At 68.5% G+C, this 13,660-nt stretch carries 11 protein-coding genes; 3 read left to right on the forward strand and 8 right to left on the reverse strand.

The genetic code is table 11. The features are described from left to right. Nucleotides 1-36 precede the first annotated feature (36 nt). Both GA0115233_RS13920 and GA0115233_RS13925 read right to left on the reverse strand, forming a co-directional pair. Nucleotides 37-738, reverse strand: coding sequence for a ribonuclease HII (locus GA0115233_RS13920; RefSeq protein WP_093720500.1), 702 nt, complete (start codon nucleotides 736-738; stop codon nucleotides 37-39). A gap of 84 nt (nucleotides 739-822) precedes the next feature. Next, entirely contained in the window at nucleotides 823-1,446 is a 624-nt protein-coding gene (locus GA0115233_RS13925) for a TetR/AcrR family transcriptional regulator (RefSeq protein ID WP_093720501.1), read from the reverse strand. A gap of 186 nt (nucleotides 1,447-1,632) precedes the next feature. On the opposite strand from GA0115233_RS13925, the gene GA0115233_RS13930 reads away from it, so the two are divergent. Next, nucleotides 1,633-3,180: an MFS transporter gene (locus tag GA0115233_RS13930; RefSeq protein ID WP_093720502.1), complete on the forward strand. Its 1,548-nt coding sequence runs from the start codon at nucleotides 1,633-1,635 to the stop codon at nucleotides 3,178-3,180. Between the two features lie 307 nt (nucleotides 3,181-3,487). Here the strand turns inward: GA0115233_RS13930 and GA0115233_RS13935 are convergent, their stop codons facing one another. The 3 genes from GA0115233_RS13935 to GA0115233_RS13945 all read right to left on the reverse strand — a co-directional run bounded on the left by GA0115233_RS13935 (nucleotide 3,488) and on the right by GA0115233_RS13945 (nucleotide 5,777). Further along, nucleotides 3,488-4,414, reverse strand: a complete 927-nt coding sequence (locus tag GA0115233_RS13935; RefSeq protein WP_093720503.1) for an ADP-ribosylglycohydrolase family protein — start codon at nucleotides 4,412-4,414, stop codon at nucleotides 3,488-3,490. A gap of 12 nt (nucleotides 4,415-4,426) precedes the next feature. Further along, nucleotides 4,427-5,086 (reverse strand): histidine phosphatase family protein, encoded by a 660-nt coding sequence (locus tag GA0115233_RS13940; RefSeq protein WP_093720504.1) that lies wholly within the window; start codon nucleotides 5,084-5,086, stop codon nucleotides 4,427-4,429. 85 nt (nucleotides 5,087-5,171) lie between these two features. Then, nucleotides 5,172-5,777 carry a YdbC family protein gene (locus tag GA0115233_RS13945; RefSeq protein ID WP_093720505.1) on the reverse strand — a complete coding sequence of 202 codons (606 nt, stop codon included), beginning with the start codon at nucleotides 5,775-5,777 and terminating at the stop codon, nucleotides 5,172-5,174. A 155-nt stretch (nucleotides 5,778-5,932) separates the two neighbouring features. Here GA0115233_RS13945 and GA0115233_RS13950 point away from each other — a divergent pair, with 155 nt between their 5' ends. Next, complete coding sequence (locus GA0115233_RS13950) at nucleotides 5,933-6,466, forward strand: TerD family protein (RefSeq protein WP_093720506.1); 534 nt, start codon at nucleotides 5,933-5,935, stop codon at nucleotides 6,464-6,466. A 68-nt stretch (nucleotides 6,467-6,534) separates the two neighbouring features. On the opposite strand, the gene GA0115233_RS13955 is transcribed toward GA0115233_RS13950, so the two are convergent. Next, the gene (locus tag GA0115233_RS13955) at nucleotides 6,535-9,429 is read right to left on the reverse strand and encodes a vitamin B12-dependent ribonucleotide reductase (protein WP_093720507.1); all 2,895 of its coding nucleotides are present in this window, start codon (nucleotides 9,427-9,429) and stop codon (nucleotides 6,535-6,537) included. Nucleotides 9,430-9,594: 165 nt separating this feature from the next. Then, complete coding sequence (gene nrdR / locus GA0115233_RS13960; protein WP_093720508.1) at nucleotides 9,595-10,152, reverse strand: transcriptional regulator NrdR; 558 nt, start codon at nucleotides 10,150-10,152, stop codon at nucleotides 9,595-9,597. 574 nt (nucleotides 10,153-10,726) lie between these two features. On the opposite strand from nrdR, the gene lexA reads away from it, so the two are divergent. Next, a complete protein-coding gene (lexA, locus tag GA0115233_RS13965) occupies nucleotides 10,727-11,506 on the forward strand; it encodes a transcriptional repressor LexA (RefSeq protein ID WP_093720509.1) in 780 nt (259 codons plus the stop codon). A gap of 141 nt (nucleotides 11,507-11,647) precedes the next feature. On the opposite strand, the gene GA0115233_RS13970 is transcribed toward lexA, so the two are convergent. Next, a complete protein-coding gene (locus GA0115233_RS13970) occupies nucleotides 11,648-13,633 on the reverse strand; it encodes an ATP-dependent DNA helicase (RefSeq protein ID WP_093720510.1) in 1,986 nt (661 codons plus the stop codon). Nucleotides 13,634-13,660: the final 27 nt, after the last annotated feature.

Consider the following 13,660-nt stretch of genomic DNA (forward strand, 5'->3'; position numbering starts at 1 on the left):
ACGTGGGCGGGTGGCACACGAGTGCGAGCGGAACGGTCAGAAATCGAAGCCGAGCTGCCCTTCGATCTCCGGAACGCTCCGTTCCGCCCAGCTGCGGACCTTCTTGAGGTGCCGCCACTGGGGCAGCGCATCAAGATACGCCCACGACAGGCGGTGGTACGGGGTGGGCCCCCGCTCCTCCAGTGCGGCCTTGTGCACGGGCGACGGATACCCGGCATTGTCCGCGAAACCGAAGTCTGCATGGTCGATACCCAGTTCGGCCATCATTTTGTCGCGCTGAACCTTGGCGATCACCGAAGCCGCCGCGACCGCGACGCACGACCGGTCGCCCTTGATCACCGTACGGACCTTCCACGGGTCCCCGAGGTAGTCGTGCTTGCCGTCGAGGATCACCGCGTCGGGACGGACCGGCAGGGCCTCCAGGGCACGCACCGCGGCCAGGCGCAGCGCGGCCGTCATACCCAGCTCGTCGATCTCCTCCGGCGAGGCATGCCCGAGGGCGTACGACGTCACCCACTTCTGCAGTTGCCCGGCCAGTTCGGTGCGCCGCTTGACGGTGAGCAGCTTGGAGTCGGTGAGCCCTTCCGGGGGCCGACGCAGTCCGGTGATGGCCGCGCAGACGGTGACGGGCCCGGCCCAGGCGCCGCGCCCCACCTCGTCGACACCGGCAATGACCTTCGCTCCGGTCGTGGCGCGGAGTGAGCGCTCGACGGTGTGAGTAGGCGGTTCGTACGGCATGACGCCCTTAGCCTACGCCGCCCGGATCACCCGGCGACACCCAGGTTTTCCGGAACGTAACCGAAGCCCCCCGACGCCCCGAGTTCAGCCCGCGTGCGGCCGGAGGAGCGGCAGCATCAGCTGGTCGATCATCTCCTCCAGCTCCCTGTCCTCCCATTCACTTCCGCACATCTTGGATCGATACATCATCATGGCCGGGATGGCGTCGAAGACGCATGCGTTGGCCGCGTCGGAGCGCACCTCACCCCGCTCTATTCCACGGGTGATGACCTCTCGGATCAGTTTGAGGGTCGGCTCCACGATCCCGTTGAAGATCACGCCATGGAACCGCTCCGCCTGCAGATGGTCACATTCGTGAATGACCGCACGGAACGCGAAACCGGGGCGTGAATACATGGCGTCCCGCGCCAGCCGACATAGCGCGAGCAGGTCCTCGCGCACGCTGCCGAGGTCCGGCACCGCGTCGATGCGCGGCAGTCCGACCTTCAGCGCGTCGGCGACGAGGTCCTCCTTGGACGGCCAGCGACGGTACACGGCGGCCTTGCCGGTCTGGGCACCGGCGGCGACACCTTCCATCGTGAGGCCGTTCCAGCCGACCGTGCTCAGTTGCTCCAACGTGGCGTCGAGGATGGCGCGTTCCAGTACGGCGCCGCGCCGGCGCAGTGAAGCCGCCTGAGCGGGGGCGGCCGTCCAGCGCGAGGTAACCATCAGTGTTCTCCAACGAGCGAAAGGCGAGGGGTGCGGGGGACATGGGGAAGCCACACGGCGGCGGCTGGCGGGGAGCGTCATGAGGCAACGGATTATGTGAACGCTTGCGTTCACTACTGGGGACTCACTACCTTTGACGCGACAGTGAACGCGAGCGTTCACTAAGGCGCTTATGGGGGACCCATAGTGACAACCTCTCAGTTGATTCAGAACAAGCAACCAGGCGCGGCCCGCAGGCAGGGCCACCCCGGCATCGCGCTCACCGTCATCGCGGCCTGCCAACTCATGGTGGTACTCGACGCGACGATTGTGAACATCGCGCTGCCGCACATTCAAGACGCGCTCAAGTTCAGCACCACCGACCTCACCTGGGTCGTCAGCTCCTACACACTCACCTTCGGCGGTCTGCTGCTGCTCGGCGGCCGGGCGGGCGACATCCTCGGCCGCCGCCGGGTCTTCATGACCGGCATCCTGCTCTTCACCTTCGCCTCCCTGCTCGGCGGACTCGCCCAGGAACCCTGGCAGTTGCTCGCCGCGCGTGTGCTCCAGGGCGTCGGTGGCGCCATCGCCTCGCCGACCTCGCTGGCGCTCATCACCACGACGTTCCCCGAAGGCCCGGAACGGAACCGGGCATTCGGTGTCTTCGCCGCCGTCTCCGCGGGCGGTGGCGCCATCGGACTGCTCGCCGGCGGCATGCTCACCGAGTGGCTCGACTGGCGGTGGGTGCTCTTCGTCAACGTCCCGATCGGCGTCCTGATCGCCGTCCTCACCCCGCTGTACATCAACGAGTCCGAACGGCACACCGGCCGCTTCGACATCGCCGGCGCGCTGACGTCGACCCTGGGCATGGCGACCCTGGTCTACGGGTTCATCCGGGCCGCCGACGAGGGCTGGCGGGACAACCTGACCATCGGTTCCTTCGTCGCCGCGGTGATTCTGCTGCTCGCCTTCGCGTTCATCGAGTCGCGGGCGAAGGAGCCGATCACCCCGCTGCGGATGTTCGCCGACCGCAACCGCTCCGGCACGTATGTGATCATGCTGAGCCTGGCGGCGGCGATGTTCGGCATGTTCTTCTACATCGTGCTCTTCGTGCAGAACGTCCTGGAGTACACCCCGATCGAGGCGGGCCTCGCCTTCCTCCCCGTCACCGTGGTCATCGCCCTTGGCGCGGGCCTGTCGCAGCGGTTCCTGCCGGTGCTCGGGCCCAAGCCGTTCATGCTCACCGGCTCGGCCCTCGTGGTGGTCGGTCTGAGCTGGCAGGCCCTCCTCAGCGCGGACAGCTCGTACGTGGGCGGAGTGCTCGGACCGATGCTGCTGTTCGGCTTCGGCATGGGGCTGAACTTCGTGACGCTGACGATCACCGCGGTGTCCGGGGTCGCCCAGCACGAGGCAGGCGCGGCCTCCGGTCTGCTCAACGCCATGCAGCAGGTGGGCGGATCGCTCGGCCTGTCCATCCTGACGACCGTGTTCGGCTCCGCCAGCAAGGACGAGGCGGAGAAGCAGGTGGCGCAGTTCATGGCGGAGGCCTCGCCCGAACAGAAGGCGCAGTTCGCCGAGACGCAGCAACTGCCCGCGCCATGGGGGCACGAAGTGCTCGCCAAGGGCATCTCGATGGGCTTCGTGGCGGCCGCCTCGATGGGTGTACTCGCCCTCATCACCGCCTGGTTCGTGATCAAGGTCCGCAAGAGCGACCTGGAGGCCCTGTCCGGCACAGCCGCCCCCATCGCTCACTGAGCAGGCCGAGCCGCCGACGGGTAGCGGACGGCCGGACCTCGCCCGGAAGGCAGACGGCGAGGGCGACGGCCCGGCCATCCGCACCAACGCCCCCAGCAACCCGGTGATCAGCGCCAGCAACGGCACGGACACCCTCTGCACCCACACCACGTACATCTCCACCCCCGAGACCCTGTCGCACCCACGCTCCGTACCCTCATGGATCACACAGCGAGTACCGGGACAACGGACGGGTCGTCACGGAGAGTTCCCAATACGCACGGAGAGTTGCGACCCGGGTGCAGCGACAGGAGTCCGGGCAGGGCCCTCAGGCCGACGCAGCGCCCGAGCTCTCCGCCCCGGAAGCCCAGGCGGGCAACGCCTCGGTCCGCTCCGCCCACTCCGTCGGCGGGAGCCCGGCCTTGCTCGCCGCGAGCACCCCGCCCACGATCGCGCAGGTGGTGTCCACGTCCCCGCCGACCTGCGCGGTCGTCCAGAACGCCTGCTCGTAGTCACCGAGTGAGCGGGCCGCCGACCACAGGGCGAACGGCACGGTGTCATGGGCGCTCGTCCGCCGACCGCAGCCCAGCACGGCCGCGACGGTGGCGGCGTCGCCGTAGTCGAGCATGTCGCGCGCCCGGCGCAGCCCGGCGCCCACCGCGCTCTTCGGGACCAGGGCAATCACGCCGTCGAGCAGCGCCTCCGGGCTGGGCGGGCCGCCGGGCGCGGCGGCCAGTGCCGCGGCCGCGGCGACGGCCATGGAGCCGACGACCGCCTCGCGGTGCTGATGCGTGGGGTAGGCCGAGATCTCGGCCTGGTGGGTGGCCTGCTCCGGATCGTCCGCGTACCAGGCGCCCAGGGGCGCGATCCGCATCGCCGCGCCGTTGCCCCACGAGCCCTGGCCGTTGAAGAGCGCGGCGGACAGCTCACGCCAGTCGCCGCCCTCCCGGACCAGCCTCAGCAGGCGGTTCACGGCGGGGCCGTAGCCCCGGTCGAAGTCGTGGTGGTGGGCGAAGGAGTGGGCCAGTGCGTCCTGGTCGATACGCCGGTGAGCGGCGAGCACGGCGACGACGGAACAGGCCATCTCCGTGTCGTCCGTCCACTGCCAGGTGCCCTGCGGCAGCTCGCGGCGCTTGAGCAGGGGGTAGTTCGCCGGAACGAAGTACTGCGAGCCCAGCGCGTCACCGACCGAGAGTCCGCGCAGGCTGGCGAGGGCGCGGTCCAGGGGTCCGTAAGGTGAGGAATCAGCGGTCATCGCACTGCCACTCTAACCGGTGATTCCGTAGGGTTCCGGTTCACGCCAACGATCAAATGGCCTGTCGAGGCTGTACTTGCCGTCGTCCCCGAGAACGAGCATCCGCATCTCCGCGTTCCCCGGATTCGACAGCGACTCGAAATCCGCCACGGTCCAGTGGAACCAGCGCATGCAGAACAGGCGCATCGCCAGGCCGTGAGTGACGAGCAGGACGTTCGGCGGATGATCAGGGGCCTCGAAGCTGCGGAACAGGCTCTCCAGGAAGTTGCCGACCCGGTCGTACACATCGGCTCCGGACTCGCCCTGGGCGAAGCGGTAGAAGAAGTGCCCGTAGGCGTCCCGGTAGGCCTTCTGGAGGCGTACGTCGTCGCGGTCCTGCCAGTTCCCCCAGTCCTGCTCGCGCAGCCGGGGCTCCTCACGCACGCGTATGAGCTCGGGGTCCAGGTGGAAGGCGCGGAGCGTCTCGTGCGTACGGCGGTAGGGGGAGACGTAGACGCTGACCCGCTCGCGGCCGAACAGCTCGCGCAGCCGTTTGCCCGTCTCCTCCGCCTGCTGCCAGCCGCGCTCGGTGAGGGCGAGCGCGTGATCGGGTTCGCGCTCGTACACGGTGTCATCAACATTGCCGGTTGACTCGCCGTGCCGGACAAGGACGATGCGCCGTGGTCGTGCCATGCCAAAACCCTAGATCGAGTGACGGCCGATCGAGGACTCGAACGGGCTCCATACAGCGTAGGTCACACTGCGTTCAAGATCCTTTTCAGACCGTCCAGCTCGGTTCAAGATCCACGATGTCGCCGGTGAGGGAGGCGACATCGGCCTCGATCTGGGCCCGCAGGGCCAGCCGCTCCACCCTTTCCTCCCGGTATTTGCCGTGCTCCGCACTCGACAGCCACATCGACAGGACGAGGAATTCGTGGCCGGGCGCCTCGCCGTACATCCCGCGGACCATACCTGGCGAGCCCGCCATCGCGGGGTTCCAGACCTTCTCCTGCATGAGCGTGAAGTGCTCGGCACGCTCCTCGTGCACCCGGCAGTGCGCGACCCGCAGCAGATCGACATCCGTGAAGCGGGGCTCGAAGCCCGTCTTCACGTCGAATCGGTAGTCGAAGAGCTTGACCTGGGAGTCCTTGAACGTGCCCGACTGCGAGGCCGCCAGCCGATCGTGGGAGCGCGCCATGAAGGAGTCGTAGAAGGCACGGCTTTCCCAGAAGGCGAAGATGTGCGCAACCCCAGGACGGCTACGACTCCAGCCCCCGCCCTGTCCCCGAAATCCCGGCTCCCCCAGAAGCCCCGCCCACTTTCGCTGCCCCCGCTCAAAACCGCGGCGGTCCACCACGGTGCAGCGAATCCACTTGACCAGCACCGCGCCATCGTAAGGCCCCGAGGCGCGGCGCCGGCTGCCCTCGCTCCCACTGCTCCGCCGCGCACCGCCACGCACGCGTGGCAGGATGGACAATCGGCCTTGCCCACAGGGCAGTTCGGGCCGCACGCGGTTGACGAACGGGGAAGGGGAGTCTGGTGAACGGCCTCAACAAGGGGATCCGTAAGGTCGAGATCGCGCTCAAGTGGGACCCGAGTCCGGCCGGGGAGCCGGACACCGACCTGGACATCGTCGCCGCGACCTATCCCGCCAGTGACCCTTACGGCGATCCGGCCTTCGTCGTGCACTTCGACAGCCGCTCCCCCGACGGCACGATCTATCTGAACCGCGACAGCCACGACGGCAAGGGCTTCGGCTGGGACGAGGTCATGACAGTGGAGCTGTACCGGCTCGACGCCCGCTACGCGCGCGTGGTGGCCGGAGTGGTCATACAGCAGCGGTCCGTGGAGCGCACCTTCGTCAATGTGGCCAACCCGGGGCTGCGGATCCGCGAGGGCTACACCGACCTGGCCACGGACGACTTCGGCGGTGTCCTCGGCGCCACGGCGGCCACCGTGGCGGAGTTCGCCCGACAGGAGGACGGCAGCTGGGACTTCCACCCCGGCATCCACGGCTTCGACGGCGACCCGGCCACCTTCACGCGCGTGATGGGCAGGACCCACCAGCCCTGACCGAGGGCCGAAGACGAAGGAGGGGCGCCGGCGGAATGCCGACGCCCCTCCTCGTCAAGGGCCGATGATCAGCTGCAGCCGCTGGTCGAGCCGCAGCCCTCGCAGATGTAGCAGGAACCGGCCCGCTGCATCTTGGTGCCGCAGGAGAAGCAGAGCGGGGCGTCGGCCTGGATGCCCAGCTGCATCTCCACCAGCTCGGCGCTGGTGTGCGCCTGCTTCGGGGCGGGCTTGACCGCCTCGACCTCGGTCTTCGGCGCGGCGACGGCCTTCAGCTCCTGGGTGCGCGGAGCCGACTGGGCCAGGCCCTCGACGTCCACCTCGTCGTCGGCCGGCTCGTAGGAGCCGGTCTCCAGGTGGCGCTGACGCTCCTCGGCGGAGTGGATACCGAGTGCGGAGCGCGTCTCGAAGGGCAGGAAGTCCAGCGCCAGGCGGCGGAAGATGTAGTCGACGATCGACTGCGCCATCCGCACGTCCGGGTCGTCGGTCATACCGGCCGGCTCGAAGCGCATGTTGGTGAACTTCGAGACGTACGTCTCCAGCGGCACGCCGTACTGGAGGCCGACCGAGACTGCGATGGAGAAGGCGTCCATCATGCCCGCGAGGGTGGAGCCCTGCTTGGACATCTTCAGGAAGACCTCGCCGAGACCGTCGTCCGGGTAGGAGTTGGCGGTCATGTAGCCCTCGGCGCCGCCGACGGTGAAGGACGTCGTGATGCCGGGACGGCCCTTGGGCAGACGCTTGCGGACCGGGCGGTACTCGACGACCTTCTCGACGGTCTCACGGATGGTGGCCTCGGCCTTCTCCGTGATCTCCGCCTTCTCCTTCTCCTTGGTCTTGGCGGAGAGGGGCTGGCCGACCTTGCAGTTGTCGCGGTAGATGGCGAGCGCCTTGACGCCCATCTTCCACGCCTCGAAGTAGATCTCCTCGACCTCCTCGACGGTCGCCGACTCCGGCATGTTGACCGTCTTGGACAGGGCGCCGGAGATCCAGGGCTGGATCGCGGCCATCATGCGGACGTGGCCCATCGGGGAGATGGCGCGCTCGCCCATGGCGCAGTCGAACACCTCGTAGTGCTCGTGCTTGAGGCCCGGGGCGTCGATCACATTGCCGTGCTCGGCGATGTGGGCGACGATCGCCTCGATCTGCTCCTCCTGGTAGCCCAGGCGGCGCAGGGCCTGCGGGACGGTGCCGTTGACGATCTGCATCGAGCCGCCACCGACCAGCTTCTTGAACTTGACCAGCGCGAGGTCGGGCTCAAGACCGGTGGTGTCGCAGGACATCGCCAGACCGATGGTGCCGGTCGGGGCGATGACGGACGCCTGGGAGTTACGGAAACCGTTCTTCTCACCGAGGCGGAGCACGTCCTGCCAGGCCTCCGTGGCGGCAGCCCAGATCGGCGTGTCCAGGTCGTCCATGCGGACGGCCTCGGTGTTGGCGTCGGCGTGCTGCTTCATGACCCGCAGGTGCGGCTGCGCGTTGCGGGCGTAGCCGTCGTACGGGCCGACGACCGCGGCGAGTTCGGCCGAGCGCCTGTACGAGGTGCCGGTCATCAGGGAGGTGATGGCACCGGCGAGGGCACGGCCGCCGTCGGAGTCGTAGGCGTGGCCGGTCGCCATCAGCAGGGCGCCGAGGTTGGCGTAGCCGATGCCGAGCTGGCGGAACGCGCGCGTGTTCTCGCCGATCTTCTGGGTCGGGAAGTCCGCGAAGCAGATGGAGATGTCCATCGCGGTGATGACGAGCTCGACGACCTTGGCGAAGCGCTCGACGTCGAAGGACTGGTTGCCCTTGCCGTCGTCCTTGAGGAACTTCATCAGGTTCAGCGAGGCGAGGTTGCAGGACGTGTTGTCCAGGTGCATGTACTCGCTGCACGGGTTCGAGCCGTTGATACGGCCGGACTCCGGGCACGTGTGCCAGTGGTTGATGGTGTCGTCGTACTGGATGCCCGGGTCGGCGCAGGCCCAGGCGGCCTCGGCCATCTTGCGGAACAGTGCCTTGGCGTCGACCTCTTCGATGACCTCGCCGGTCATCCGCGCGCGGAGGCCGAACTTGCCGCCGGTCTCGACCGCCTTCATGAACTCGTCGTTCACGCGGACGGAGTTGTTGGCGTTCTGGTACTGGACGGACGTGATGTCCTCGCCGCCCAGGTCCATGTCGAAGCCCGCGTCGCGCAGCGCGCGGATCTTCTCCTCCTCCTTCACCTTGGTCTCGATGAAGTCCTCGATGTCGGGGTGGTCGACGTCGAGGATGACCATCTTGGCGGCGCGACGGGTGGCACCGCCGGACTTGATGGTGCCGGCCGAGGCGTCGGCGCCGCGCATGAAGGAGACCGGGCCGGAGGCGTTGCCGCCGGAGGACAGCAGCTCCTTGGAGGAGCGGATGCGGGAGAGGTTCAGGCCGGCGCCGGAGCCGCCCTTGAAGATCATGCCCTCTTCCTTGTACCAGTCGAGGATCGACTCCATGGAGTCGTCGACGGACAGGATGAAGCAGGCGGAGACCTGCTGGGGCTGGGGCGTGCCGACGTTGAACCAGACGGGGCTGTTGAAGCTGAAGATCTGGTGCAGGAGGGCGTAGGCCAGCTCGTGCTCGAAGATCTCGGCATCGGCGGGCGAGGCGAAGTACTTGTAGTCCTCGCCGGCCTTCCGGTACGTCTTCACGATGCGGTCGATCAGCTGCTTGAGGCTGGTCTCGCGCTGCGGGGTGCCGACGGCACCGCGGAAGTACTTGCTGGTGACGATGTTGACCGCGTTCACCGACCAGAAGTCGGGGAACTCGACGCCGCGCTGCTCGAAGTTCACAGAGCCGTCGCGCCAGTTGGTCATGACGACGTCACGGCGCTCCCACTGGACCTCGTCGTACGGGTGCACGCCGGGGGTGGTGTGGATGCGCTCGATACGCAGGCCCTTGGTCGCCTTGGTGCCCTTGGATCGGGAACCTCGTGCCGGACCGCTCGCCGTCTCTGTCATGCCGCCTCCCTGTACGGGCTGAAACGCCCTGAAGTGCCCCGTTGTTCCCGTGGCACGGTGTTCTGTCTGGTGTTGCGGGCATCTCTCGCCGCCGCCCGCAACAGGTCTTCGGTCGCCGCCGCGCGGCCGGACCCGGAGCCTGGTTCCCCGGACCCGGTCCGCCAATCAGTCGGCGGCGGTGGCGGGCAGGGGGACCTGGGCAGCCCCTCCGGACCCGCGTTCGTCTTCCTGGCTCCCCGCACCCGTGTCCTCGCGGTCTTCGTCGTCCGCGGCGGGGTGTCCCGTCTGCCTGAGTTCCGCGATGGCGGCCTCGAAGTCCTCAAGCGAGTCGAACGCCCGGTAGACGGAGGCGAATCGCAGATAGGCGACGAGGTCGAGCTCCTGCAACGGGCCGAGTATGGCCAGCCCCACGTCGTGGGTGGTCAGCTCGGCGCTCCCGGTGGCCCGCACCGCCTCCTCGACCCGCTGGCCGAGCTGGGCGAGCGCGTCCTCGGTGACAGGCCGTCCCTGGCATGCCTTGCGCACACCGTTGATGACCTTGGTACGGCTGAACGGCTCGGTGACTCCGGACCGCTTCACCACCATGAGCGAGCACGTCTCCACGGTCGTGAAACGACGGGAGCAGTCAGGGCACTGGCGGCGCCTGCGGATCGACGTGCCGTCGTCGGTCGTACGACTGTCGACCACACGGCTGTCGGGGTGCCTGCAGAAGGGGCAGTGCATGAACTCCAACCCTCCTCACAGCAGACTCAATAGCCTCGCTGGGCCTCATGGACCCCTCGAAGCAGCCCCAAGCATAGGCGATGATCGAGGGCCCGAAGACCCGGGGGACCACAACTTCTGGGCTGCTGCTGCAATCCAACCACTAGATGTGGGGATTGGCTCATACATACACGCCACGCGCGCGTGTCGCTCCTCTACGGAGTCGGCTTCTCCAGCCGCACCAACACGCGGAGGCCCGCGGCAACACGGGCATGCACAGCCGTACCGCTGCGGCACATGCGGAGATACGGTGTGCGCGACAGGGAGGCGTCGTGGGGCTCCGGCAGAGAACGGAGCCAGGCCCCGGTCGGCACCGCAACGGATGGCAGACTGGGACGGCAACCGCGAGGCCGTTGCCCCGGCGGTGAAGGGTACAGCAATGAACCCTTTTGTCCGTCGGGCGCCGCGTTAGCCATACACCCAGACACATGATCACGTCAGGCGAAGCACGATTTTTCACTCGAACGTGTGTTTGGCGCAACCTTTCGAAAGCAACTACCGTTGTCCAGCAGGGAGACCATCGAGAGGGGCCGACGTGACCACCACCGCAGACAGTGCCACCATCACTGCCCAGGACCGCTCCCAGGGCCGACTTGAGCCGGTGCATGCGATGAACGAAGCCGCGAATCCCGACGGACACAAGCGCTCCCTGCCGGGCCGACCTCCAGGCATCCGGGCCGACAGCTCCGGACTCACCGACCGGCAGCGCCGGGTGATCGAGGTCATCAGGGACTCCGTGCAGCGCCGCGGCTACCCGCCGTCGATGAGGGAGATCGGGCAGGCCGTGGGCCTCTCCAGCACCTCCTCGGTCGCGCACCAATTGATGGCACTGGAGCGCAAGGGCTTCCTGCGGCGCGACCCGCACCGCCCGCGCGCGTACGAGGTGCGCGGCTCCGACCAGGCCGCCTCCGTGCAGCCCACGGACACCGCCGGCAAGCCCGCCGCGTCCTATGTCCCGCTGGTCGGCCGGATCGCCGCCGGTGGCCCCATCCTCGCGGAGGAATCCGTCGAGGACGTCTTCCCTCTCCCCCGGCAGCTGGTCGGTGACGGTGAGCTGTTCGTCCTCAAGGTCGTCGGTGACTCGATGATCGAGGCCGCGATCTGCGACGGCGACTGGGTCACGGTCCGCCGCCAGCCGGTCGCCGAGAACGGCGACATCGTGGCCGCGATGCTCGACGGCGAGGCCACCGTCAAGCGCTTCAAGCGCGAGGACGGCCACGTCTGGCTTCTCCCGCACAACTCCGCGTACGAGCCGATCCCCGGCGACGACGCGACCATCCTCGGCAAGGTCGTGGCGGTGCTGCGGCGCGTGTGAGCACCGCGCGGTCGCCGTTCTGACCGGGCCCCGGAACCCCTGCGCCGGTTCCGGGGCCCTGTTCTGTCCGGTCCCGGTGAAATCCGGTGACACACGGGTGGTTGGCCTGTCCCGGCTGCGGGACGACCAACCACCCCCGCCCTACGCTCCGGCCTGCGCCTCTGCCTGCTTGGCCGCCGCGTCGATCGCGGACAGCGACCTGCGCACCTGATTACGGTCCGTTGTGTACCAGAAGTCCGGAAGCGACGCCTTCAGATAGCTCCCGTACCGCGCCGTCGCCAGCCGCTGATCCAGTACGGCGACCACGCCCCGATCCCCCGACGCCCGTACGAGGCGGCCGGCGCCCTGCGCCATGAGCAGCGCCGCGTGGGTGGCGGCCACCGCCATGAAACCGTTGCCGCCCGCGTCCTCCACCGCCTTCTGGCGGGCGCTCATCAAAGGGTCGTCGGGGCGCGGGAACGGGATCTTGTCCATGACGACGAGCTGACAGCTCGGGCCGGGCACGTCGACGCCCTGCCACAGCGAGAGCGTGCCGAACAGACAGGTCTTCGGGTCGGCCGCGAAGTTCTTGATCAGCTCGCCGAGGGTCTCCTCGCCCTGGAGGAGGATCGGGAACTCCGGAATGCGCGAGCGCAGTTCCTCCGCCGCGAGTTGCGCAGCCCGCATCGAGGAGAACAGACCCAGCGTGCGGCCACCGGCCGCCTGGATCAGTTCCGTCAGCTCGTCCAGCATGTCCGCGCGGTCTCCGTCCCGCGCAGGGCGGGACAGATGCTTGGCGACGTAGAGGATGCCCTGCTTGCGGTAGTCGAAGGGCGAGCCGACGTCGACGCCCTTCCACTGCGGCAGGTCGTCTCCCTCCGTGCCCTCGGGGGCGAGGCCCAGCGACGCGCCGACGCCGTTGAAGTCGCCGCCCAGCTTCAGGGTCGCCGAGGTAAGGACCACCGAGCGGTCGGTGAAGAGCTTCTCGCGGAGCAGGCCGGAGACCGACATGGGCGCCACGCGCAGGGACGCGCCGAAGCGGTCGTGGCGCTCGTACCAGACGACGTCCCACTCGGAGCCGTTCGTGATCCGTTCCGCGACATCGTGCACGGACTCCACGGAGGCCAGCGCCTGCTTGCGGACCGCGTCCTCGTCCTGGACGGACTTGTCACGGGTCGCGCCGATCGCGGAGATCACCGTGCGGCAGGCGTCCCGCAGCGCCATCAGCGCATAGCCGAGATCCTCGGGAATCTCCTCCAAGCGGCTCGGCAGCGCCAGCTCCATCAGGCGCTCGAAGCCCTCGGCCGCGGTCTGGAGCTGGTCTGCGGCCTTCTCGTTGACCAGCTTGGCGGCGCGCCGGACAGCCCGGTTGACCTGGCCCGGGGTGAGCTCGCCGGTGGCGACACCGGTGACCCGGGAGACAAGTTCGTGCGCCTCGTCGACGATCAGCACCTCGTGCTGCGGCAGCACCGGGGCGCCCTCGATGGCGTCGATTGCGAGCAGGGCGTGATTGGTGACGACAACCTCGGCGAGCTTGGCGCGCTCACGGGCCATCTCGGCGAAGCACTCGGCGCCGTACGCACACTTCGAGGCGCCGAGGCATTCGCGCGATGAGACGGACACCTGCGCCCAGGCCCGGTCCGAGACACCGGGGGTGAGGTCGTCGCGGTCGCCCGTCTCGGTGTCGTCGGACCAGTCGCGCAGCCGCAGCAGGTCCTGGCCCAGCTTGCTGGTCGGCGCCGCCGCCTCGAACTGGTCGAAGAGGCCCTCCTCCTCGTCCTGCGGAACACCCTCGTGCAGACGGTGCAGGCAGAGGTAGTTCGAACGACCCTTGAGCATCGCGAACTCCGGGCGGCGACGCAGCAGCGGATGCAGGGCGTCGACGGTGCGCGGCAGGTCCCGCTCCACCAGCTGGCGCTGCAGGGCCAGCGTGGCCGTCGCCACGACGACGCGCTCCCCGTGCGCGAGGGCGGGGACCAGATAGCCGAGCGACTTTCCGGTGCCGGTGCCGGCCTGAACCAGCAGATGCGAACCGTCGTCGATCGCCTCCGCGACGGACTCGGCCATGGTCACCTGGCCGGGGCGCTCCGTACCGCCGACAGCAGTGACGGCAGCGTGCAGGAGTTCGGGGAGTGAGGGCTTCGTCATAGCGCGTCCACCCTACGGCCCGGCACT

This window comes from Streptomyces sp. DI166, from assembly GCF_900091315.1.
Lineage (GTDB): Bacteria > Actinomycetota > Actinomycetes > Streptomycetales > Streptomycetaceae > Streptomyces > Streptomyces fuscus.

What these genes read in the sequence shown, in the direction of transcription:
- nrdR (WP_093720508.1), bottom strand. Translation starts at nt 10,152, where the DNA reads ATGCACTGCCCCTTCTGCAGGCACCCCGACAGCCGTGTGGTCGACAGT.
- GA0115233_RS13940 (WP_093720504.1), bottom strand. Translation starts at nt 5,086, where the DNA reads ATGGCACGACCACGGCGCATCGTCCTTGTCCGGCACGGCGAGTCAACC.
- GA0115233_RS13920 (WP_093720500.1), bottom strand. Translation starts at nt 738, where the DNA reads ATGCCGTACGAACCGCCTACTCACACCGTCGAGCGCTCACTCCGCGCC.
- GA0115233_RS13935 (WP_093720503.1), bottom strand. Translation starts at nt 4,414, where the DNA reads ATGACCGCTGATTCCTCACCTTACGGACCCCTGGACCGCGCCCTCGCC.
- GA0115233_RS13970 (WP_093720510.1), bottom strand. Translation starts at nt 13,633, where the DNA reads ATGACGAAGCCCTCACTCCCCGAACTCCTGCACGCTGCCGTCACTGCT.
- GA0115233_RS13925 (WP_093720501.1), bottom strand. Translation starts at nt 1,446, where the DNA reads ATGGTTACCTCGCGCTGGACGGCCGCCCCCGCTCAGGCGGCTTCACTG.
- GA0115233_RS13955 (WP_093720507.1), bottom strand. Translation starts at nt 9,429, where the DNA reads ATGACAGAGACGGCGAGCGGTCCGGCACGAGGTTCCCGATCCAAGGGC.